Origin of the sequence: Massilia suwonensis, assembly GCF_042655665.1 — a bacterium.
Taxonomy (GTDB): Bacteria; Pseudomonadota; Gammaproteobacteria; order Burkholderiales; family Burkholderiaceae_D; genus Telluria; species Telluria suwonensis.
The window spans coordinates 2,442,083-2,462,110 of sequence record NZ_JBHSMR010000013.1; the positions used below are offsets into that span (position 1 = coordinate 2,442,083).

General features: G+C 65.7%; 21 protein-coding genes. 10 read left to right on the forward strand and 11 right to left on the reverse strand.

Annotation, left to right across the window (positions count from 1 at the left end; all coding sequences use genetic code 11):
- From ACFPQ5_RS19050 to ACFPQ5_RS19060, 3 genes are all read right to left on the reverse strand, one after another.
- Nucleotides 1-1,182, reverse strand: coding sequence for an efflux RND transporter periplasmic adaptor subunit (locus ACFPQ5_RS19050; protein ID WP_379759378.1), 1,182 nt, complete (start codon nt 1,180-1,182; stop codon nt 1-3).
- Nucleotides 1,183-1,328: 146 nt separating this feature from the next.
- Nucleotides 1,329-2,189, reverse strand: coding sequence for an alpha/beta hydrolase (locus ACFPQ5_RS19055; protein ID WP_379759381.1), 861 nt, complete (start codon nt 2,187-2,189; stop codon nt 1,329-1,331).
- Nucleotides 2,186-2,389 carry a hypothetical protein gene (locus ACFPQ5_RS19060; RefSeq protein WP_379759383.1) on the reverse strand — a complete coding sequence of 68 codons (204 nt, stop codon included), beginning with the start codon at nt 2,387-2,389 and terminating at the stop codon, nt 2,186-2,188. The genes ACFPQ5_RS19055 and ACFPQ5_RS19060 overlap by 4 nt, the downstream gene beginning before the upstream one ends.
- 152 nt (nt 2,390-2,541) lie before the next feature.
- Between ACFPQ5_RS19060 and ACFPQ5_RS19065 the strand changes: the two genes are divergently transcribed.
- The 6 genes from ACFPQ5_RS19065 (at nt 2,542) to ACFPQ5_RS19090 (ending at nt 6,533) form a co-directional block, all read left to right on the forward strand.
- On the forward strand, nt 2,542-3,492 hold the full coding sequence (locus ACFPQ5_RS19065) for a LysR family transcriptional regulator (protein WP_379759386.1): 951 nt from the start codon (nt 2,542-2,544) through the stop codon (nt 3,490-3,492).
- 58 nt (nt 3,493-3,550) lie between these two features.
- A complete protein-coding gene (locus tag ACFPQ5_RS19070) occupies nt 3,551-3,991 on the forward strand; it encodes an Mpo1 family 2-hydroxy fatty acid dioxygenase (protein ID WP_379759389.1) in 441 nt (146 codons plus the stop codon).
- 86 nt (nt 3,992-4,077) lie between these two features.
- Nucleotides 4,078-4,524, forward strand: a complete 447-nt coding sequence (locus ACFPQ5_RS19075) for an outer membrane lipoprotein (RefSeq protein ID WP_379759392.1) — start codon at nt 4,078-4,080, stop codon at nt 4,522-4,524.
- A gap of 100 nt (nt 4,525-4,624) precedes the next feature.
- Complete coding sequence (locus tag ACFPQ5_RS19080) at nt 4,625-5,563, forward strand: DMT family transporter (protein ID WP_379759395.1); 939 nt, start codon at nt 4,625-4,627, stop codon at nt 5,561-5,563.
- Nucleotides 5,560-6,057 (forward strand): GNAT family N-acetyltransferase, encoded by a 498-nt coding sequence (locus ACFPQ5_RS19085; RefSeq protein ID WP_379759398.1) that lies wholly within the window; start codon nt 5,560-5,562, stop codon nt 6,055-6,057. The genes ACFPQ5_RS19080 and ACFPQ5_RS19085 overlap by 4 nt, the downstream gene beginning before the upstream one ends.
- A 296-nt stretch (nt 6,058-6,353) precedes the next feature.
- Entirely contained in the window at nt 6,354-6,533 is a 180-nt protein-coding gene (locus ACFPQ5_RS19090) for a hypothetical protein (protein WP_379759401.1), read from the forward strand.
- 67 nt (nt 6,534-6,600) lie between these two features.
- On the opposite strand, the gene hutI is transcribed toward ACFPQ5_RS19090, so the two are convergent.
- The 7 genes from hutI to ACFPQ5_RS19125 form a co-directional block, all read right to left on the reverse strand.
- Nucleotides 6,601-7,845 (reverse strand): imidazolonepropionase, encoded by a 1,245-nt coding sequence (gene hutI, locus ACFPQ5_RS19095; RefSeq protein WP_379759404.1) that lies wholly within the window; start codon nt 7,843-7,845, stop codon nt 6,601-6,603.
- Entirely contained in the window at nt 7,838-8,452 is a 615-nt protein-coding gene (locus ACFPQ5_RS19100) for a HutD/Ves family protein (protein WP_379759407.1), read from the reverse strand. The genes hutI and ACFPQ5_RS19100 overlap by 8 nt, the downstream gene beginning before the upstream one ends.
- A 13-nt stretch (nt 8,453-8,465) precedes the next feature.
- Nucleotides 8,466-9,827: a formimidoylglutamate deiminase gene (locus ACFPQ5_RS19105; protein WP_379759410.1), complete on the reverse strand. Its 1,362-nt coding sequence runs from the start codon at nt 9,825-9,827 to the stop codon at nt 8,466-8,468.
- Complete coding sequence (gene hutG / locus ACFPQ5_RS19110) at nt 9,824-10,612, reverse strand: N-formylglutamate deformylase (RefSeq protein WP_379759413.1); 789 nt, start codon at nt 10,610-10,612, stop codon at nt 9,824-9,826. The genes ACFPQ5_RS19105 and hutG overlap by 4 nt, the downstream gene beginning before the upstream one ends.
- 17 nt (nt 10,613-10,629) lie before the next feature.
- Nucleotides 10,630-12,180 (reverse strand): histidine ammonia-lyase, encoded by a 1,551-nt coding sequence (gene hutH, locus ACFPQ5_RS19115; RefSeq protein WP_379759416.1) that lies wholly within the window; start codon nt 12,178-12,180, stop codon nt 10,630-10,632.
- 14 nt (nt 12,181-12,194) lie between these two features.
- Nucleotides 12,195-13,898 (reverse strand): urocanate hydratase, encoded by a 1,704-nt coding sequence (gene hutU, locus ACFPQ5_RS19120; RefSeq protein ID WP_379759419.1) that lies wholly within the window; start codon nt 13,896-13,898, stop codon nt 12,195-12,197.
- Nucleotides 13,899-14,179: 281 nt separating this feature from the next.
- Nucleotides 14,180-15,844 (reverse strand): amidohydrolase, encoded by a 1,665-nt coding sequence (locus ACFPQ5_RS19125; protein ID WP_379759422.1) that lies wholly within the window; start codon nt 15,842-15,844, stop codon nt 14,180-14,182.
- 141 nt (nt 15,845-15,985) lie between these two features.
- Here ACFPQ5_RS19125 and bla point away from each other — a divergent pair, with 141 nt between their 5' ends.
- Nucleotides 15,986-16,828 carry a subclass B3 metallo-beta-lactamase gene (gene bla, locus ACFPQ5_RS19130; RefSeq protein ID WP_379759425.1) on the forward strand — a complete coding sequence of 281 codons (843 nt, stop codon included), beginning with the start codon at nt 15,986-15,988 and terminating at the stop codon, nt 16,826-16,828.
- Nucleotides 16,829-16,908: 80 nt separating this feature from the next.
- Here bla and ada read toward each other — a convergent pair whose 3' ends face one another.
- Nucleotides 16,909-17,976, reverse strand: a complete 1,068-nt coding sequence (ada, locus tag ACFPQ5_RS19135; RefSeq protein ID WP_379759428.1) for a bifunctional DNA-binding transcriptional regulator/O6-methylguanine-DNA methyltransferase Ada — start codon at nt 17,974-17,976, stop codon at nt 16,909-16,911.
- 137 nt (nt 17,977-18,113) lie between these two features.
- On the opposite strand from ada, the gene hutC reads away from it, so the two are divergent.
- The 3 genes from hutC to trxA all read left to right on the forward strand — a co-directional run bounded on the left by hutC (nt 18,114) and on the right by trxA (nt 19,881).
- Complete coding sequence (gene hutC / locus ACFPQ5_RS19140) at nt 18,114-18,830, forward strand: histidine utilization repressor (RefSeq protein WP_379759431.1); 717 nt, start codon at nt 18,114-18,116, stop codon at nt 18,828-18,830.
- A 95-nt stretch (nt 18,831-18,925) separates the two neighbouring features.
- Nucleotides 18,926-19,324, forward strand: coding sequence for a response regulator (locus tag ACFPQ5_RS19145; protein ID WP_379759434.1), 399 nt, complete (start codon nt 18,926-18,928; stop codon nt 19,322-19,324).
- 230 nt (nt 19,325-19,554) lie between these two features.
- A complete protein-coding gene (gene trxA, locus ACFPQ5_RS19150) occupies nt 19,555-19,881 on the forward strand; it encodes a thioredoxin TrxA (RefSeq protein ID WP_136220911.1) in 327 nt (108 codons plus the stop codon).
- Nucleotides 19,882-20,028 lie beyond the last annotated feature (147 nt).

Genomic DNA, 20,028 nt, shown 5'->3' on the forward strand with positions numbered 1-20,028 from the left:
TTACTCCTTCGCGTTCGCGGCCAGCGCCAGCGGTGCGCTACTGTCCATCGGGACGATCTGCGGCGCCACCGGTGCGCCAGGGCGCACACGCTGCAGGCCGTTGACGACGATCTTTTCGCCCGCCTTGACGCCGCTGCGCACCACGCGCAGGCCGTCGACCACGGGGCCGAGCGTGACCGGACGGTATTCGGCCTTGCCATCAAGCCCCACCACGAACACGAACTTGCGGCTCTGATCCGTACCGACGGCGCGCTCGTTGATCAAGACCGCCTTGCGGCTGTCGGCCGCGCCCAGCTGGACGCGTGCGAACAGGCCCGGCACCAGCGCGCCATCCTTGTTGTCGAAGGTGGCGCGCATGCGCACGCTGCCCGTGCGGGTGTCGAGCTGGTTGTCGACGAATTCGAGCTTGCCCTCGTGCGGGAAGCCCTCTTCGTTGGCGAGACCGACGCGCACCGCCACCGGCGCGCCATCTCTCGCCTTGGCGCCGACGCGCAGATAGGTTTCCTCGTCGCCGTCGAAGCTGGCGTAGATGCGGTCGAGCGAGACGACCGAAGTCAGCGCGGCGGCCGGGTCGACCAGGTTGCCGATCGTGATCTCTGCTTTCGAGACGCGGCCGTCGATCGGCGACACCACGCGGGTGTAGGCGAGATTCAGGCGTGCGGCTTCGTACGCGGCTTGCGCGGCGGCCGCATTCGCTTCGAGTTCCTTCTGGCCGGCGGCGGCTTCGTCGAATTCGCGGCGGGCGATGGCTTTATCGGCCATCAGGCTCTCTGCGCGGGCCAATTCGCGTTTGGCCAGATCGGCCTTGGCGCGGGCCGAGGCGGCGGCGGCCTGGGCACGGGTGGCTTCGGCCTGGTAAGGACGCGGATCGACCACGAACAGCACGTCACCTTTTTTGACTTCGCTGCCCGGCTTGAAGTTGACGGCGGTAATAAAACCGCTGACGCGCGAGCGGATCTCGACCCGTTCGACGGCTTCCAGGCGGCCGGAGAATTCCTGGGTTTCGGCGACCGGCTTTTCGAGCACGATGGCGGCCGAGACGGGTGGCGCGGCAGGTGCGGCCGGTGCGGTCTTGCCGGTCGCGTCTTCGCAGCCGGCGAGCGACAGGCCGACCAGGCCAGCGGTGGCCAGTGCGGCGATCAGCGGCTTTGCGGCGCTGGTGAGTTGTGCCAGATTTCTCATGTTGACCCCTTTTTCTTGTGAGAATGTTAATTTTTGGCGACACCCGTCCCTCCCGCAGAAAATGGCAGGAAAAGCGGGTCCCGCCGCACCACGATGGTGCGGTTGCCCAGTTCGTTTCAGAGTTGGAAAATCAGGGAGGTGCTGACTTAGGCTTGAGGGGCCTCCTGCCCCTCGAGGTCAGCGATAAAGGAAGCGATCTCCGCCAGCGCCGGCCGTTCGCAGGCGCATTCGTTGCGGTCGTCCGCCAGTTGCGGCGCCGGCAGCATGCGGCGCACGGTGGTCTGCACGCCGAAGCTGGCGAGCTTGGCGCCATAGGCTTCGGCCTCGTCGCGCAGTGGGTCGTCGTCGGCCGAGAGGATCAGGGCCGGCGGCAGGTTTTTCAGGCGGCTCGACTGCAGCGGCGAGGCGTACGGATGGGTACGGTCAGCCGCGTTCGGCAGGTAGCCGCGGTAGGCGGCGGCGCAGCCATCGGCCAGCCTGGCCTGGTCGACGCATTGCGGCATTTCGCGCATCGAGCAGGTCGACAGCCCCGGGTCGAGCATCGGCATGATCAGGATCTGGCCGGCCAGTTTCGGCGCGCCGCGGTCGCGCGACATCAGGGCGCAGACGGCGGCGAGATTAGCGCCAGCTTCGATGCCGGCCACCAGCAGGTGCTTGCCGTTCCAGCCGAGCTTGGTCTTGTTCTTTTTCGCCCACAGCAGTACGGCGTGGGCATCCTCGACCGCGGCCGGGAATGGGCGCACCGTGGCCAGCGTGTAGTTCGATGCGAGCACGACCGGGGTATGGCTGACGCCGGCAAGGCGGCGCAGGAAGCCGTCCGATTCGTCGAGGTCGTCGACGATGAAGCCGCCGCCGTGGAAGAACACGACCAGCGTATCGCGCTTGCCTTTCACGGGGCCGGCGGCGTACAGGCGCGCCCTCAAGGGCCCCTGCTCGCCGCTCACTTCCATTTCGCGCACCCGAACCTCGTCGGCAATCGCGTTCATGGTATCCAAACGGTCGTTCATCGCGTCACCTCCGGCGCGACGGCGGCCAGGGTCACAGCTTCGGTGCACAGGGTATGCGCCATGATGGTCGACAGCGCATGCACGCCGCGCGCCTCGGCGCCCGCCGCCTGCGCATAAGCGCCGCTGCCGACGACCCCGGCCATTGCCAGGGTGCTGACCGCCACTGCGATCGTTGCCACCACGCTGTCCCGAATGTTCATGTCCTGCTCCCGATTGCCACGTTATTGATGCTCCAGTACGCACACTATAGACATCAACTACAATCTGATAAAGACGGCAATTCCGAATCCATTGTTCGGATATTGCGAACAATACGCTTAAAAGTGGATTAAACGGGTCGAATCGAGGCATCATGAACAAGCTGCAGGCAATGGAAGTCTTCGTGCAGGTGGTCGACACCGGCAGTTTTACGCGCGCCGCGCAGCTGCTCGACCTGCCCAAGGCCAGCGTCTCGACCCTGGTGCAGGCCCTGGAGGCTTCGCTCTCGGCCAAGCTGCTGCACCGGACCACGCGCATGGTCACCGTCACCTCCGACGGCGCCGCCTATTACGAGCGCTGCGTGCGCATCCTGGCGGATGTGCGCGAAGCCGAGGAATCGCTGTCGCGCATGCGCATCAACCCGAGCGGGCGGCTGCGCGTGGACACGCCGACCGGACTGTCGAGCGAGATCCTGGTGCCGGCGCTGCCAGGGTTCTTCGAGCGCTACCCCGACATCACGCTGGAACTGGGCAGCACCGACCGGCCGATCGACCTGGTCGAGGAAGGCGTCGACTGCGCGGTGCGCGGCGGGCCCCTGCTGGACACGAGCCTGATCGCGCGTCGGGTCGGCATCATCAATTTCGTCACCGCGGCCTCCCCCGCCTACCTGGCGCGCTACGGCATGCCACTGCACCCGAACGAGCTGTCGCAGCACCGCTGCGTGAACTATTTTTCGGCCAAGACCGGTAAAGTCTACGACTGGGACTTCAACCGCGACGGCGAGCGCATCGAGGTGCCGATGCCGGGCGTGATCGCGCTGAACGATTCGAATACTTATGTGCAGGCTGGCCTGGCGGGCCTGGGTATCGTGCAGATGACCGATTATCTGCTGATGCGGCACGTGGAAGAAGGACGGATGGTGCAGGTGCTGCCGGATTGGGTCAGCGATCCGCTGCCGGTGCACATCGTCTATCCGCAAAACCGCCACATGTCGGCCAAGGTGCGCGTGTTCGTGGAGTGGGTGGCGGAGGTGTTCGCGAATCATCCGCACATGCGCCTGGGCGCAGCGCCCGCGTTTGCGCCGGCAGCGAGCGCGGCGGCCTGATTTTTTGCGCGCGTCCCGGTGTAGAATCGTTCGCATAACAATCAAGCCGGAGACTCCCATGACCGCCCCCTCGCGCGACATTCACCTCTTGCTCGCCCAGTACAGCGAGAGCCACCGCAACCCGACCAACGAGCTGATCCATTTTGTCTGCGTGCCGGTCATCGTGTTCTCGCTGCTCGGCATCCTGTGGGCGATCCACCCGGTGGTGGCGCTGGCTGCCGTGATCGGGTCGATGTGGTACTACCTGCAGCTGTCGAAACCTTTCGCGGTCGGCATGCTGGCGATGTCGATCCTGATGCTGGCGATTTTGGCGGCGATGCCGCCGCTGACCGTGCTGCCGCTGTCGATCGCGATCTTCGTCGTCGCCTGGATCGGCCAGTTCATCGGCCACAAGATCGAGGGCAAGAAGCCGTCCTTCCTGGACGACCTGCGCTTCCTGCTGATCGGGCCGCTGTTCGTGCTGGGTTTCCTGTACCGGCGCTTGAATCTGGCTTATTGAACGTGAATGGCGCCGCATCACGGTGTGGCGCCTTCTCTGCTCCGGGAGTGAGCTCTCCGAAACGTCTCACGTTTTTGGAGGCTGTCATGAAAGCCCCTTCCCTCTTCCTCCTTGCAGCCCTGCTTGCCGGCTGCGCCACCGCACCGCCCTCCGGCAACGTCTACCGCGCCTACCAGACCCAGAGCGAGCAGGTCGTGCGTATCGGCACGGTCGAGTCGGTGCGCAATGTGGTGATCGTCAATCCGGACTCGGGCGTCGGCACCATGGGCGGCGCGGCGCTCGGCGGCCTGGCCGGCTCCACGGTCGGCCACGGCAGGGGATCTGCCGCGGCGGGCATCGTCGGCGCCATCGCGGGTGGCGTGCTCGGCCATCACACCGAAGCGAGCGTCAACAACCGTCCCGGCTTCGAAATCACTGTCCGGCTCGACAGCGGAGAATTGCGCGCCATCACGCAGGCGGCCGATGAATTGTTCCGTCCGGGAGAGCGCGTGCGCCTGCTGAGCAATGGCTACATGACGCGCGTCACCCACTGAGCGATCGGCTGCATTTGCGGCACCGCCACACCGTGGCGTGGCCTCCTGTTTTTCCAATCTATAGACGGCAGGAAACGGGGAAAGCACGTATACTTCCGCGATGCCTTCTTCCGTCCTGTTTACCATTGCCTCGCTGATCTGGGGCTCGACCTTCTGGGCCATTACCTTGCAGCTGGGCGAAGTACCGCCGGCGGTGTCCGTCGTCTACCGCTTCGCGCTCGCCTCGAGCGTGCTGTTCGTCCTCTGCATCGGGCGCGGCTATAAATTGCAGCTGCCCTGGCGCACCCAGAAGTGGGTCATGCTGCAGGGCGTGGCAACCTTCGGCCTGTCGTACATCTGCACCTACCAGGCCGAGGAAGTCGTGGTGTCGGGCTTGGTGGCCGTGCTGTTCGCGCTGATGGTGTTCTGGACGCCGGTGCTGAGCCGGGTGTTCTACGGCACCCCGATCGCCCCGCGCACCTGGGGCGCCGGCGCGGTCGCCACCGGCGGCGTCGCCCTGCTCTTCTACCACTCGATCGGCACCGCCTGGCGCGACGTGCAGGCGGGCGGCAGCGGCCACTTCCTGCTCGGCGTCATTCTCGCCCTGGTGGCGACGATCGCCAGCTCGGCCGGCAGCATCGTGGTCGGCAAGGTGCGCGAGCAATCGGGCAACGTGATGCTGACCACGGCCTGGTCGATGTTCTGGGGCACGGCCCTGGTCGCCGTCTATGTGCTGCTGACCGGCCAGCGCTTCGTGCCGCCGCCGACCGCTTCCTATACGCTGGGATTGCTGTACCTGTCGGTCTTCGGATCGGTGATCGCCTTCCTCGCCTACTTCACCCTGATCAACCGCATCGGACCGCAGAAGGCCGTCTACATCGGCGTCATCACGCCGGTCCTGTCCGTGCTGCTGTCGATTAAACTCGAACATTACCGCCCGGGTCCCGTCGAGTTCCTGGGCATGGTCCTGTGCCTGGGCAGCGTGGCCTGGGCCCTGCTCGCACCCGCAGCCAAAGCCGTGCAACCTGTCACCTTGAACAACGCAACCGAAACCCAATGAGCTCTGCCACCCACTTTTCCGTCCGTCCCGCCGAACCGGCCGACGTCACCCACATCCACTCGATGATCGTCGAGCTGGCCGTGTTCGAGAAACTCGAGCACATGGTCGTCGCCACCGAAGAGCTGCTGCACGAGGGCCTGTTCGGCACCCGGCCGGCCTGCGAAGCGATCATCGGCGAGGAAAACGGCGAAGTCGTCGCCTTTGCCCTGTTCTTCCATAATTTCTCGACCTTCCTCACCAAGAAGGGCCTGTACCTGGAAGATTTATACGTGCGCCAGTCGCACCGCGGCAAGGGTTACGGCACGGCGCTGCTGTCGAAGCTGGCGCAAATCGCCGTCGAACGCCAATGCGGCCGCTTCGAATGGTCGGTGCTGGACTGGAACGAGCCGGCGATCGGTTTCTACCAGACCATGGGCGCCGAAATCCTGCCGGAGTGGCGTATCTGCCGCGTGACCGGCGAGGCGCTCGATCACCTGGCGCGCCGCGCGGACTGATCGCGCAATAAAAAGCCCACGGGACCGAAAGGCGCCGTGGGCGAACCCATTTTGTCAATGGGGAGGGGAGACTGGAAATCAACGATTTCACTATAGCCCGATGAAACCGCTGGAAGTGGTTGTTCTTACAATTGCTTACCTCTCTTACGGATTCTCCAATACCTATCATTACCGAGCTGGAAATGCGTGAGTTGACGCTGATCAAGCTTCGATAGGGGCTGTCGCACGATTGAGTGATCACAAATGCAAGGGAGTGGCGTGCTTGAAAATGTGCTCTTCGCACAAGGGGAGACACCATGGCACCCATCTTCCGGCCGATCACGAGGCGGCTCTATAAAGCCTGGCTGCGTTCACGCCTCGACAATTACAACCGCAGCCTGACGGCGATCGCCGCCCAGCGCGAGAACGATTTTCATGCGGAGAGGATGCTGCACCGGGCGGTGTCGGCAACACGATCGAAGTTGCAGTCGCTTTGAGAGGTAGGGAGTACCCGGCAGATCAGCGACAAGCCCGTGTCTTGTCAGCCGATCTTGTCCAGTTCGTTTAAAACCCCGCCGGCAGCTCGATATCCCGCGCCCGCATCACGCCGCCATTCACCACCGCCTGGCAGGGATTGAAGCCGATCGCATACGCCAGCTCGGACGGCCGCTTGATGTCCCACAGCGCAAAGTCCGCGCGCTTGCCCACTTCCAGCGTCCCGATCTGCTCCTGTAGGCCGAGGGCGCGGGCGGCGTTGATGGTGGCGCCGAGCAAGGCTTCGCGCGGGGTCAGGCGCCACAGGGTGCACGCCATGTTCATCGCCAGCAGCAGCGAGCTCAGAGGCGAGGTGCCCGGGTTGCAGTCGGTCGCCACCGCCAGCGGCACGCCGGCAGCGCGCAGGGCGGCAATCGGCGGGGCCTGCGTCTCGCGCAGGAAGTAAAACGCTCCGGGCAGCAGCACGGCGACCGTGCCGGCGGCGGCCATGGCGTTGATGCCGGCCGGCGTCAGGTGTTCCAGGTGGTCGGCCGAGAGGCCCTTGTAGCGCGCCACCAGTTCGGCGCCGCGCTGGTCGGACAATTGCTCCGCATGCAGTTTCACCGGCAGGCCGAGTTTTTTCGCAGCGGCGAATACGCGTTCGGTCTGGTCATAGCTAAAACCGATGTGTTCGCAGAAGGCGTCGACGGCGTCGACCAGGTTTTCCTTTACCAGCAGCGGCAGCATGCGCTCGGCGACTTCGGCGATGTAGTCGTCGGGGCGGTCGGCGAACTCGGGCGGCAGCGCGTGGGCGCCGAGGAAGGTGGTACGCACCTTGATCGGCAGCAGTTCGCCGATGCGGCGCGCGGCGCGCAGCAGGTTCGCCTCTCCTTGCAGGTTCAGGCCGTAGCCGGACTTGATCTCGAGGGTGGTGACGCCTTCGGACAGCAGTTGCGAGATGCGCGGCGCGCTGGCCCGCAGCAGCTCTTCGACGCTGGCGGCGCGGGTGGCGCGCACGGTGGACATGATGCCGCCGCCGTTACGCGCGATGTCTTCGTAGCTGGCGCCCTCTAAACGCGCTTCCCATTCGTCGCTGCGGTTGCCAGCGTGGACGATGTGGGTATGGCAGTCGACCAGGCCGGGCGTCAGCCAGGCGCCGTCGCAGTCGTGGATGACGGCGGCGCGCGGCGCCTCGCGGCGCGGACCGAGCCAGGCGATGCGGCCGTGGTGCACGGCGATCGCGCCATCCTGGATTTCGCCATAGCCGTCGACCATCGTGGCCAGGTTCACGTTCGCAAATAGCGCATCAAAGCGCGGCCCGTGGCGCTCACTCATCTTCGTAATCCTCGTCTTCTTCGTTGTAATAGAAAATATCGACAATGAAGATCACCGCCTGGGTCGCTTCGATCGACCAGATGGTGCCCGGATCGAACAGCACGGCGTCGTAGCGCACCAGGTTGATGCGCTCGGCGTCGCTGGCGATTTCCAGGGTATCGCCCTCGGCCAGGAACATCAGGGTCAAGTCGGCGCGCGCCACGAAACGCGACTTACCCGACAGGCGGCGGCGGCCGAACTGGTGGTAGCAGCGCTCGCTGCGCGTCATGACGTTGAAGTCGGTGGTCGGGCCGCGATTGAGCTTGGCAGTGACGTCGGAGTCGCCATCGAAAGCCAGCACCGGGCCGCTCTCGCAGATGATGACGCGTTCGCTGCCGTCGATGTCGAGCGTCATGCCGTGGCCGTCCACCAGGGCGAGGGTGCGGTCCACGCCCGGGAAGCGCGAGAACGGGCCGTCTTCGGCAATCGTCGCCAGGCTGACGCGCCAGTCGAAGTCGTCGAAGCCGGCCTCGGGCGGGCCGATCGCGATCGTGGTGGTACTGCCGCCGCCGTTCTTCCACGGGACCGCCGACAGGCCGGCAAACGGGATCAGGATGTTCATGCTCATGCCTCGCTCATGCTTAAGCTTCGCGCAACTGTTGGAGGGCTTGCCGGTAGCGGCGCCCGATCGCTTCCTGCGCCATGTGGCGCCCGCCCTGCACCACCCAGCGCCCGCCCGCCAGGACGTCGCGCACCAGGTTGTCGTTCCCGCAGAATACCAGACGGCCGAGCACGTCGGCGTCGAGTACCCCGTCCAGGTTCGGATGGGCGGCGTCCAGCACCAGCAGGTCGGCCCGGCGCCCCTGCACCAGCGCCCCGACCGGCCGTCCGGCCGCTTGGGCGCCGCCAAGGAGTGCATCCTGCCACAGGTTGAGCGCCACGTCGCGCCGCGCTGGCGTGGCGGCGACGTTCCGGCGCTGGTGCAGCAGGCGCTGGCCATATTCCAGCCAGCGCAATTCCTCGACCGGGCTCTGCGACACGTGGCTGTCGCTGCCGATGCCCCAGCGCCCGCCTTGCGCCAGGTAGTCGCCGAGCGGGAACAGGCCGTCGCCCAGGTTGGCCTCGGTGGTCGGGCACAGTCCCGCCACGGCGCCGCTGGCGGCCAGCTGCGCGATCTCTCCCTCGTTCAGATGGGTGGCATGCACCAGGCACCAGCGCGCATCGACGGCGAGCTGGTCGAACAGGTATTCCACCGGGCGGCGGCCGCAGAAATCGAGGCTCTGCTGGACTTCGCCCTGCTGTTCGGCGATATGGATGTGCAGCGGACGCTCCTTCGGCAGCGCCGCCATCAGTTCCTGGATCTGCCTGACGCTGACCGCGCGCAGCGAATGCGGCGCCGCGCCGACCTCGAGCTGGCCGTTGCGCAGCGGCGCCAGCGCCTCGACGATGCGCAGCACCGTGTCGACGTCCGTCTGGAAGCGCTGTTGTTCCGGCTTCAGGGGCTGCTCGCCGAAGCCGCTGTGGCTGTACAGGACCGGCAGCATGGTCAGTCCGATGCCGGACTGCTGGCCGGCAGCCGCGACCCGCTCGGCCATCTCGGCCGGGCGCGCGTACATCGAACCGGCCGGATCACGCTGGATATAGTGGAATTCGCACAGCGCCGTGTAGCCATGGCGCAGGCATTCGGAAAACAGCTGAGCCGCGATGGCCTCGACCTGCTCGGGCGTGATGTGCTGCGCGAAGCGGTACATCAGCTCGCGCCAGGTCCAGAAGCTGTCCGGCCCATCGCCCGCCTTTTCGGTCAGGCCGCCCAGCGCGCGTTGAAAAGCGTGCGAGTGCAGGTTGACCATGCCCGGCACCACATACTCGGCACGGGCCACGCCGATCGGCGGCCGCGCCTTGGGCTCCACCCGCGTCAGGTTGCCGCGCGCATCCCATTCGATCAATACGTCGCCCTGCCAGCCCTCGGGCAGCAGCGCGTGGCGCGCGAACAGGGCGTTCATGCGCGCACCCAGTCGAGTGCCGCTCCCATCATGTCTTCCAGGAGCGGCTGCACCTCGGCCGCGACCTCGGGGCGATAGGCGAAGGGCGGCGCCTCGTCCATGTACAGGCACTGGCACATTTCGAGCTGGATCGCGTGCACGCCCTCTTTCGGCTGGCCGTAGAAGCGGGTGATGTGGCCGCCTTTAAAACGGCCGTTCACGGCGATGCTGAAGCGGTCCTGGGCGCGCGCCACATTTACCACCGCATTCTCCAGGCCTGGATCGCAGGATTTACCCTCGGCGGTGCCGAAATTCAGGTCCGGCAGCCGGCCCTCGAAGAAGCGCGGCACCTTCGAGGCGATCGAGTGCGCATCCCACAGCACCACGCGGCCGTGCAGCGCCAGCAATCTCGCCAGCTCGGCGCGCAGCTGGTTATGGTAGGGGCGCCAGTAGCGCTCCAGGCGGCGCTGCACCTCGGCCTGGTCCGGCACTTTCCCCTCCTGGTACAGGCTTTCGCGCCCAAAAGTATCGACCGGGCACAGGCCCGTGGTATCGAGGCCCGGATACAGGTTCGTGTTCTCGGGCGGCCGGTTCAGGTCGATGACGTAGCGCGACCAGCGCGCGGCCAGCGTCGAGATGCCGAGGCGCTCGGCGCTTTCGTAGAGTTCGGCCAGGTGCCAGTCGGTGTCCGCCTTGGCCAGCGCGCAGGGCGCCAGGTGCGCGGCCACTTCGTCGGGAATGTCGGTGCCCACGTGGGGCATCGACAACAGCATCGGTGCATCGCCTGCCTTGAACCGGAAATCCATCACGACTCCTGTTGAAATTAAGGGTGCAGTACGGTGAACAATTCCTTGCATGAAGCCGACAGCTCGCCAGTCACCACCATCTGGCGTGCGGCCTCGATGTCGGGTGCGAAGAAGCGGTCGGCGTCGAACGGGGCCACGCGGCGGCGCAGCTGCGCGTGCACGTGCTCCAAGTGTTCCGAGCTCGCCAGAGGACGGTGAAACTCGATCCCCTGCCCCGCCGCCAGCAGCTCGATCCCGACAATAACCGCCGTATTGTGCGCCATCTGGTCGAGGCGGCGCGCCGCGAAGGTGGCCATGCTGACGTGGTCTTCCTGGTTGGCCGACGTTGGCAGGCTGTCGACGCTGGCCGGATGCGCCAGCGACTTGTTTTCGGAAGCCAGCGCGGCGGCCGTCACGTGGGCGATCATGAAGCCGGAATTCAGGCCCGGCTCGCGCACCAGGAAGGCGGGCAAGCCGGACAGATTCGCGTCGATCAGCAGCGCGATGCGGCGTTCGGCCAGGGCGCCGATTTCGGCGATGGCCAGCGCCAGCGTGTCGGCGGCAAAGGCGACCGGCTCGGCATGGAAGTTACCGCCCGAAACAATCGCGCCATCGTCGGGGAACAGCAAGGGATTGTCGGTGACCGCATTCGCCTCGATCAGCAGGGTGCGGCCGGCATTCGCGACGAGGTCCATCACGGCGCCCATCACCTGCGGCTGGCAGCGCAGGCTGTACGGATCCTGCACGCGTTCGTCGCCGACCAGGTGCGAGGCACGGATCGCGCTGCCTTTTACCAGTTCACGATAGATCGCGGCGGCCGCGATCTGGCCTGGCTGGCCGCGCACCGCGTGGATGCGGGCGTCGAAGGGCGCGTCGCTGCCGCGCGCGGCGTCCACCGACAGCGCGCCGGTGACCATCGCCGCTTCCACCAGGCGCTCGGCCATGAACAAGCCGTGCAGGGCCAGCGCGGTCGAGACCTGCGTGCCGTTGATCAGGGCCAGCCCCTCCTTCGCGGCCAGCGTCACGGGCTCGATGCCGGCCGCGCACAAGGCGTCGGCCGCTTCCATGATCTCGCCCTTATAGCGCACCGGACCGACGCCGAGAATGGCCAGGGTCATGTGCGCCAGCGGCGCCAGGTCGCCCGAGGCGCCGACCGAACCTTGCGAAGGAATCGCCGGCATGATGCCCGCGTTGTAGATCGCGATCAGGGTGTCGATGATCACCGGGCGCACGCCCGAGTAACCGCGCGCCAGGCTGCCGATCTTGGTCAGCAGGATCAGGCGCACGACGGCGTCCGAAATCAGCTCGCCGGTGCCGACCGCATGCGACAGGATCAGGTTGCGCTGCAGCTGTTCCAGCTGGTCGTTCGGGATGTGGGCCTTGGCGAGGATGCCGAAGCCGGTATTGATGCCGTAAGCCGGGTCACCCTTGTCGACGATGGTTTTCACGAGGGCCGCCGACGCGGCGATCGGTTCCGCCGCTTCAGGTGACAGCGCGATCGGGAAGTGATCGGCCCAGGCCGCGCGCAGGTCGGATAGCGTCAGGGCGCCGGGGTTCAGGGTCCAGCCGTGGTGTGCTTCGTGGTTCATGTTCGTGCTGCCTCTTACTTGATCATCGGGAGATTCAAACCGGTGCGCTTGGCACAGGCGATGGCGGATTCGTAGCCGGCGTCGGCGTGGCGCATGACGCCCGAGCCGCTGTCGTTGACCAGCACGCGCGCCAGGCGTTTCGCCGCCGCGTCGGTGCCGTCGGCCACGATGACGACGCCGGAGTGCTGCGAGTAGCCCATACCAACACCGCCGCCGTGGTGCAGCGAGACCCAGGTCGCGCCGCCGGCGGTATTGAGCATGGCGTTCAGCAGCGGCCAGTCGGAGACGGCGTCGGTCCCGTCGCGCATGCTCTCGGTTTCGCGGTTCGGGCTGGCCACGGAACCGGTGTCGAGGTGGTCGCGCCCGATTACGATCGGCGCTTTCAGTTCGCCGTTTTTCACCATCTCGTTGAAGGCGAGGCCGGCGATGTGGCGCTCGCCCAGTCCCAGCCAGCAGATGCGCGCCGGCAGGCCCTGGAAGGCGATGCGTTCGCGCGCCATGTCGAGCCAGCGGTGCACCTGGGCGTGGTGGGGGAACAGTTCCTTGATCTTGGCATCCGTTTTATAGATGTCTTCCGGGTCGCCCGACAGCGCCACCCAGCGGAAGGGTCCACGCCCTTCGCAGAACTGCGGGCGGATGTAGGCCGGCACGAAGCCGGGGAAGTCGAAGGCGTTCTCGACGCCCTCGTCCTTCGCGACTTGCCGGATGTTGTTGCCGTAGTCGACGGCATACGCGCCCAGCGCCTTGAAATCGAGAATGGCTTGCACGTGGGCGGCGCAAGAAGCGGCGGCGGCCGCCTTCAGGCGGGCGTGCTGGGCAGGATCGGCCTGGGCCGCCTTCCATTCCTCGACCGTCCAGCCTTGCGGCAGGTAGCCGTGGATCAGGTCGTGGGCCGAGGTTTGGTCGGTGACCAGGTCCGGCACCAGGCCGCCGGCGCGGGCGCGGCGCACCAGTTCCGGCAGCACGTCGGCGGCGTTGCCGAGCAGGCCGATGGAAATCGCCTCGCGCTTGCCCGTGTGTTCCTTGATCAGGGCCAGCGCCTCGTCGATGTCTTTCGCCTGCTTGTCGAGGTAGCGCGTGCGCAGGCGGAAATCGATGCTGGTCTGCTGGCATTCGATGGTCAGCGACACGGCGCCGGCGAAAGTGGCAGCCAACGGTTGGGCGCCACCCATTCCACCTAGCCCGGCGGTCAGGATCCAGCGTCCGCCCCAGTCGCCCTTGAAATGCTGGCGGCCGGCTTCGGCGAAGGTTTCATAGGTGCCCTGCACGATGCCCTGGGTGCCGATATAGATCCAGCTGCCGGCCGTCATCTGGCCGTACATGAACAGGCCTTTACGGTCGAGTTCGTTGAAATGCTCCCAGTTGGCCCACTTCGGCACCAGGTTCGAGTTCGCCAGCAGCACGCGCGGGGCGTTCTCGTGGGTCTGGAACACGCCGACCGGCTTGCCGGACTGGATCAGCAGGGTCTGGTCGTCTTCGAGGGTACGCAAGCTCGCCAGGATCTGGTCGTAGCACTCCCAGTTGCGCGCGGCGCGGCCGATGCCGCCGTACACGACCAGGCGCTGCGGGTCTTCGGCCACCTCGGCGTCGAGGTTGTTCTGCAACATGCGATAGGCGGCTTCGGTGAGCCAGCTCTTACAGTTCAGTTCGGTTCCGCGCGGGGCGCGGATGGTGCGCGTCGGATCGAAGCGCGGATCGAAGGACGATTCTTGGGTCATGGCAGCTCCTGGGAGTGAGGAAGGGCCGGCTGTTACCGGCCTTGGCATGCGCAGAGTCTAAGTTGTCTATACAAGCCAGTCAATCCATTTTGTCAGTAGCTGCAAACACTGCTCACCATTCCGCGTGGGGCCATTGAGGCCAGTGGCCTCAATGGCGGTTTCACTACAGAGTGCCCACCCTACCTGCTGTACACCGCCTTGCCGGCTACCCAGCTGTAGGGTGGGCGCCCTGTGCCCACCAGAATGCAGCGCAAGCATTTGGTGGGCACGGAGTGCCCACCCTACCTGCTGTACACCGCCTTGCCTGCCACCCAGGTCTGCAGAACACCGGTTTTATAGATGTCGTAGGGCGAGACCTTGAACAAGTCCTGGTCGACGACAATGAAATCGGCCCATTTGCCCGGCTCCAGCGAGCCTAAGCTGTTTTCGGCGTGGCCCGCATAGGCTGCGTCAAGCGTGAAGCAGCGGAAGGCTTCCTTCAGCGACATCGCCTGGTTCGGATACCAGCCGGCAATTGGCTGGCCCGACGCGTCCTGGCGCGTGACGGCGGCGTGGATGCCGAAGAAGGGGTTCGGCGACTCGACCGGGAAATCTGAACCGCAGGCAATGCGCGAACCCTGGTGCAGGAAGCTGCGCCAGGCGTAGGCGCCCTTGATCCGCTCGGGGCCGACGCGGTTCTCCGCCATGTTCTTGTCCGAGGTGGCGTGGGTCGGCTGCATCGATGGAATGATGCCGAGCGTCTTGAAACGGCCGATATCGGCCTGGGTCACGACCTGCGCGTGTTCGATGCGGTGGCGCTGGGCCGCGCTCTTCGTTGCCGCCAGTTCCTTCTGGTAGATGTCGAGGATTTGATGGTTGCCGGCGTCGCCGATGGCATGCACGTTGACCTGGTAGCCGCGCGCCATCGCCTTCTTCATCATCGCGTCCATCTCGGACGTTTTATAGAACAGCAGGCCGTGCGAATGCGGTTCGTCGGAATACGGCTTGATCAGGGCGGCGCCGCGGCTGCCCAGCGCGCCGTCCGAATACAGCTTGACCGCACGCAGCGCATACATGTCCTTGCCGTAGGTTTTCAGGGGGCCGTTCTTGGCCAGCGCGTCGAAGTCGCCCCCGGTGCCGCCGATCATGCCGTAGATACGCGCGGTCAGTTTTCCTTGGTCTGCATAGGCGCGGTACAGGCGGTCTTCCGCTACGCCGAGGCCCGCATCGTGGGCGCCGGTCAGGCCGACCCGCGCCATCTCGGCGAGTGCGCGGTCCAGTACCTTGCGGCCTTCAGCCTCGGTCTGGGCCGGCAGGACTTTCACCACCAGTTCCTTCGCCGCGTCGACCAGCACGCCGGTGGCCTTGCCATTCGCGTCGCGCATGATCTTGCCGCCGGCCGGGTCCGGGGTTTTATCGGTGATGCCGGCCGCCTCCAGGGCGCGGCTGTTGGCCCAGCCGGCATGGCCGTCGACGCGTTCGAACCAGACCGGGCGGTCGCTGACGACGGCATCCACATCAAGCGCGGTCGGGAAGCGGCCCAGCTTCCAGTTTTCCTGGTTCCAGCCGCGGCCGCGCAGCCAGCCAGTGCCGGGATTGGCGCGCGCATAGTCGCCGATCGCCTTCAGGGCATCCGGTAGCGAGCTCGTTTGCGACAGGTCGAGCTGAGTCAGCATCTGGCCGAGGCCGAAGACGTGGCCGTGGGCGTCGATCAGGCCCGGCAGCACGGTGCGCCCTTGCACGTCGACCTGGCGCGCGCCCGGCGCCTTGGCCGCCACCTCGGCGGCGCTGCCGACAGCGAGGATCTTGCCCTGGTCGTCGAAGGCGAGTGCGGCGAACTGGACCAGCTCACCCTTGGTGTTCAGCGTGTATCCGTTGGCATTCACGATGACGGTATCGGCCTGGGCGCCCGCCATGGCGAGGGCGGCAAGGACGAACGCGGAACACTGTTTCAGGGTGGGCTGCATGGACTCTCCAATGACGTTTATGAAATGCAAAACATGAGTGTAGCGAAGTCCTCCCGGCTTGGACACAGGCGCCGGCCCCGTGCACCTGTTTTTTCGTTATGATTTCACCGCAGCAATCCAACCACTGAATAGGGAATCCCCGTGAAACGCATCGCCGCCCTCCTGTCCTGCCTTCTTGCTGTCCCCGCCTTGTCCGTCGCGGCCGAGTGGGAGGGTCCGCAAGATCCCTTCAAACTCTACGGCAACAGCTACTACGTCGGCACCGCAGGCCTGAGTTCGGTGCTGATCACCACGCCCGCCGGACACATCCTGATCGACGGCGCCACGCCGAAGGCGGCCGTGCAGATCGCCGCGCACATCCGCCAGCTCGGCTTCAAGCTGGAAGACATCCGCTACATCCTGACTTCGCACGAACACTTCGACCATGTAGGCGGCGTCGCCGAACTGCAGCGCCTGAGCGGCGCGACCGTGCTCACCAGCGTGGCCGCGAAACCGGTGCTGGAAACGGGCAAGACCGACAAGGGCGATCCGCAGTTCGGCAACAACATGCCCGACATGACGCCCGTCGCGAAGGTAACGGCCGTGCGCGATGGCGAGTCGGTCGAACTCGGGCCCGTGTCGGTCAAGGCGCACTACACGCCCGGGCATACCAAGGGCGGCATCAGCTGGACCTGGATGGCGTTCGAAAACGGCAGGCCGATGAACATGGTGTATGCGGACAGCCTGAATGCGATCACCGGGCCGGGCTTCCGCTACAGCGGGAATACGGTGTATCCGAATGCGAAGGCCGACATCGAGCGCTCGATCGCGCGGGTGGCCGCCCTGCCCTGCGACATCCTGGTGACGGCGCATCCGGAGGCCAATGATTTGATAGAGCGGCAGGCGAAGGGGAAGCTGGCCGATGCGAATGCGTGCAAGGCGTATGCCGAGACGGGACGTGTGCGCCTGGCGAAGACCTTGGCGCAGGAGGCGGAAAAGCGTTGACCCGTAGGGTGGGCGCCCCGTGCCCACGCGGACGCATGCACCACGTTGGCGCGAAAACCGGTGGGCACGGGGCGCCCACCCTACGATTTCTCGCGCGCGATCAGCGCCGCCTTTCTCTCGATCCCCCACCGGTAGCCAGACAAGCCGCCATCGTTGCGCACCACCCGGTGACAGGGAATCGCCACCGCCACCGGATTCGCCGCGCAGGCCCCAGCCACCGCGCGCACAGCCGCCGGCGATCCGATACGCTGCGCCAGCTCCGTATAACTGACCGTCTCTCCGGCCGGAATCGCCCGGAGCGCCGCCCACACGCGCTGTTGAAAGGCGGTGCCGCGCACGTCGAGCGGCAGATCCAGGCCGATGCGCGGCGCCTCCACCAGGCCGATCACCTGCGCCACCGTGCGCTCGAAACCGACGTCGGCGCCGATCAGGTTCGCCTTCGGGAAGCGGTCCTGCAGGTCGCGCACCAGCGGCTCCGGATCGTCGCCCATCAGCACCGCGCAGATGCCGCGTTCGGTGGCCGCGACCAGGATCGCCCCCAGCGAGCAGGCCGCCACCGCGAAACGGATCTCCTCGCCGGCGCCGCCCGCCTTGAAACGCGAAGGCGCCATGCCGAGCATCGCCTCGCTGCCGGCATAGAAGCGCGAACTAGAATTGAAGCCGGCCGCATACACGGCATCGGTGACGCTGCCGGTATCCAGCAAGGCTTCGCGCACGCGCGCAGCCCGGCGCGCCGCCGCATAGGCTTTCGGCGTCACGCCGGCATGCGTTTTGAAGACGCGCTGAAAGTGGAAGCGGCTCATGCCGACCGCGCGCGCCACGGCGTCGAAGTCGGGCGTGTCTTCTGCGGCGTCGATGAGGCGGCAAGCCTCGGCCACCAGCTGCGCCTGGCGCTCGGGCAGCGGCGGCTGGTCCGGCTTGCAGCGCAGGCAGGGCCTAAAGCCGGCGGCTTCGGCCTCAAGGCAGCTGGCGTGGAAGGCGACATTCGCGCGTAGCGCGGGACGGGCGCCGCAGGAAGGCCGGCAGTAGACGCCAGTCGTGCGCACCGAGTAATAGAAGACGCCGTCGGCCGCGCGGTCGCGGCTTTGCACGGCGGCCCAGCGCGCATCAGGGCTGGCATACGGTTCGGCAAAGGTCTCGATCTTCATGGCGCTTATTCTCCGTGGGTGAATGACGTCATCCTGCCAGCATGGCCGGCGCCGCGCACCTTGCTGCTTGCTTTCGAATTCGCAGTGCTAGAATCCGCACAGAGAACAGTCATCATTATCCCCTTTCGGAGAGCAGTTTGGACGAATCCAGCGCGCAAGCGAGCACCCCCATCTTCCAGCGCATCAAGGACTACCTGGTCGGCGAAATCGCCACCGGACGCTGGAAGGAAGGCGACCTGGTGCCCTCCGAGCAGGCGCTGGTGCGCCAGTTCGGCGTCTCGCGCATGACCGTCAACCGCGCCGTGCGCGAGCTCACCGCCGAGCAGGTGCTGACCCGGCGTCAGGGCTCGGGCACCTTTGTCGCGCCGCGCAAGTACCAGGCCACCCTGGTCCAGATTCGCAACATCGCCGACGAAGTGCGCGCCCGCGGCCACCGCCATGCGAGCCGCCTGCACCTGCTGGAAAGCGCGCCGGCCAGCGAAGCGCTGGCCCTGCAGTTCGAGCTGGCGCCGGGCGCCCCGCTGTTCCACTCGCTGATCGTGCACTTCGAGAACGAAGTGCCGATCCAGCTCGAGGACCGCTGGGTCAATCCGGCCTGCGCGCCGGCCTACCTGGAACAGGATTTTTCCAGCATCACTCCGAACGAACACCTGATGGTGGCCGCGCCCCTGCAAGGCGCCACCTACAGCCTGGAAGCCCTGGGGGCGCCGCGCGAAGTGGCCGAGCTGCTCGCCATCGACGCGCGCTCGCCCTGCCTGGTCCTGAAACGCAGGACCACCTCGCAAGGCGCCGTGGCTTCGGTGGTCACGATGTGGCATCCGGGCCACCTGATCCAGTTCAACGGCAGCGTCTGAGCTTCATTCGGCAGAAAATTTTGGACGGCATATGCCGCTGAGGCCGGTTCTCGCCCATAATCGCTGACAGTCAATTATTCGCCGGAACCAACTGTATGAATCACCTCGCCGCACCAGGCGCAGGCCAGCTCCCGCGCGTGCTGGTGCTCGACGACGACAATTTCATGCTCGAGATGCTGAAGGACATGCTGCACGCCATCGGCGTGCGCGACGTCTTTACCGAAGCGAGTACCCGTCATGCCCTTTCAACCCTGGCAGAGGCCGGGCCCAACGTCCTGATCTGCGATTTGGCTTTACCCGACATGGACGGCATCGAGTTCCTGCAGGCCGCCGCCGCGCGCGGATTTCGCGGCAGCGTGATCCTGTTGTCGGGCATGGATTCGGGCGTGCGCGACGCCGCCGGCGAGCTGGCGCGGGTGCTCGGATTACGCATAGCGGGTATCTTCCGCAAGCCCATTGCGCTGGACCAGTTGCGCTCGGCCGTAGTGTGCTGACGGCGTGTTAAGATTTTGTACAAACGCCCGAACACTTTTTTGGAAATTCAGGTATTATTCGGCCTAAATCCCCCGCCTGACGTCCTCCAGACGCCCTTCCCATTGAGTTCGCGCACATTGCCTCCACCATTGTGTTGCAACTGATCTTACAACAAGCGGAAGCCGGACGAGCCAGAACATCGGCCTTGTCTCCAGGCGTACATTGATCCTTACCTCTCTTTGAGGAAAACATGAGCGAAAACATTAAACACATCAGCGATGCTTCTTTCGAAACCGACGTGCTCAAGTCCGAGCGTCCGGTACTGGTCGATTTCTGGGCCGAGTGGTGCGGTCCGTGCAAGATGATCGCCCCGATCCTCGAAGAAGTCGCGAAAGAATACGACGGCAAGATCACGATCGCGAAGATGGACGTCGACGCCAACCAGGCTGTTCCAGCCCAGTTCGGCATCCGTGGCATCCCGACCCTGATCCTGTTCAAGAACGGCAGCGTCGCTGCACAGAAAGTCGGCGCCCTGGCAAAGGGCCAGCTGACCGCCTTCATCGACAGCAATATCTGAAGTAAAACGCATAGCGGCGGCAGCGCGCCCGCACTGCCGCCATTGTCCGGACGGGATCCGGTCGGCTCCGGCCGTTTCCCCAACGTTTAACTAAGCCACGCAGTTCCCTCCCCTACCTTTATTTCCCGTCACGGGACACCCACACAA

What these genes read in the sequence shown, in the direction of transcription:
- ACFPQ5_RS19085 (WP_379759398.1), top strand. Translation starts at nt 5,560, where the DNA reads ATGAGCTCTGCCACCCACTTTTCCGTCCGTCCCGCCGAACCGGCCGAC.
- ACFPQ5_RS19065 (WP_379759386.1), top strand. Translation starts at nt 2,542, where the DNA reads ATGAACAAGCTGCAGGCAATGGAAGTCTTCGTGCAGGTGGTCGACACC.
- ACFPQ5_RS19070 (WP_379759389.1), top strand. Translation starts at nt 3,551, where the DNA reads ATGACCGCCCCCTCGCGCGACATTCACCTCTTGCTCGCCCAGTACAGC.
- ACFPQ5_RS19080 (WP_379759395.1), top strand. Translation starts at nt 4,625, where the DNA reads ATGCCTTCTTCCGTCCTGTTTACCATTGCCTCGCTGATCTGGGGCTCG.
- ada (WP_379759428.1), bottom strand. Translation starts at nt 17,976, where the DNA reads ATGAAGATCGAGACCTTTGCCGAACCGTATGCCAGCCCTGATGCGCGC.
- ACFPQ5_RS19060 (WP_379759383.1), bottom strand. Translation starts at nt 2,389, where the DNA reads ATGAACATTCGGGACAGCGTGGTGGCAACGATCGCAGTGGCGGTCAGC.
- ACFPQ5_RS19125 (WP_379759422.1), bottom strand. Translation starts at nt 15,844, where the DNA reads ATGCAGCCCACCCTGAAACAGTGTTCCGCGTTCGTCCTTGCCGCCCTC.
- ACFPQ5_RS19075 (WP_379759392.1), top strand. Translation starts at nt 4,078, where the DNA reads ATGAAAGCCCCTTCCCTCTTCCTCCTTGCAGCCCTGCTTGCCGGCTGC.
- ACFPQ5_RS19055 (WP_379759381.1), bottom strand. Translation starts at nt 2,189, where the DNA reads ATGAACGACCGTTTGGATACCATGAACGCGATTGCCGACGAGGTTCGG.
- ACFPQ5_RS19090 (WP_379759401.1), top strand. Translation starts at nt 6,354, where the DNA reads ATGGCACCCATCTTCCGGCCGATCACGAGGCGGCTCTATAAAGCCTGG.
- hutU (WP_379759419.1), bottom strand. Translation starts at nt 13,898, where the DNA reads ATGACCCAAGAATCGTCCTTCGATCCGCGCTTCGATCCGACGCGCACC.
- hutI (WP_379759404.1), bottom strand. Translation starts at nt 7,845, where the DNA reads ATGAGTGAGCGCCACGGGCCGCGCTTTGATGCGCTATTTGCGAACGTG.
- ACFPQ5_RS19050 (WP_379759378.1), bottom strand. Translation starts at nt 1,182, where the DNA reads ATGAGAAATCTGGCACAACTCACCAGCGCCGCAAAGCCGCTGATCGCC.
- hutG (WP_379759413.1), bottom strand. Translation starts at nt 10,612, where the DNA reads ATGGATTTCCGGTTCAAGGCAGGCGATGCACCGATGCTGTTGTCGATG.
- trxA (WP_136220911.1), top strand. Translation starts at nt 19,555, where the DNA reads ATGAGCGAAAACATTAAACACATCAGCGATGCTTCTTTCGAAACCGAC.
- ACFPQ5_RS19100 (WP_379759407.1), bottom strand. Translation starts at nt 8,452, where the DNA reads ATGAGCATGAACATCCTGATCCCGTTTGCCGGCCTGTCGGCGGTCCCG.
- ACFPQ5_RS19105 (WP_379759410.1), bottom strand. Translation starts at nt 9,827, where the DNA reads ATGAACGCCCTGTTCGCGCGCCACGCGCTGCTGCCCGAGGGCTGGCAG.
- hutH (WP_379759416.1), bottom strand. Translation starts at nt 12,180, where the DNA reads ATGAACCACGAAGCACACCACGGCTGGACCCTGAACCCCGGCGCCCTG.
- ACFPQ5_RS19145 (WP_379759434.1), top strand. Translation starts at nt 18,926, where the DNA reads ATGAATCACCTCGCCGCACCAGGCGCAGGCCAGCTCCCGCGCGTGCTG.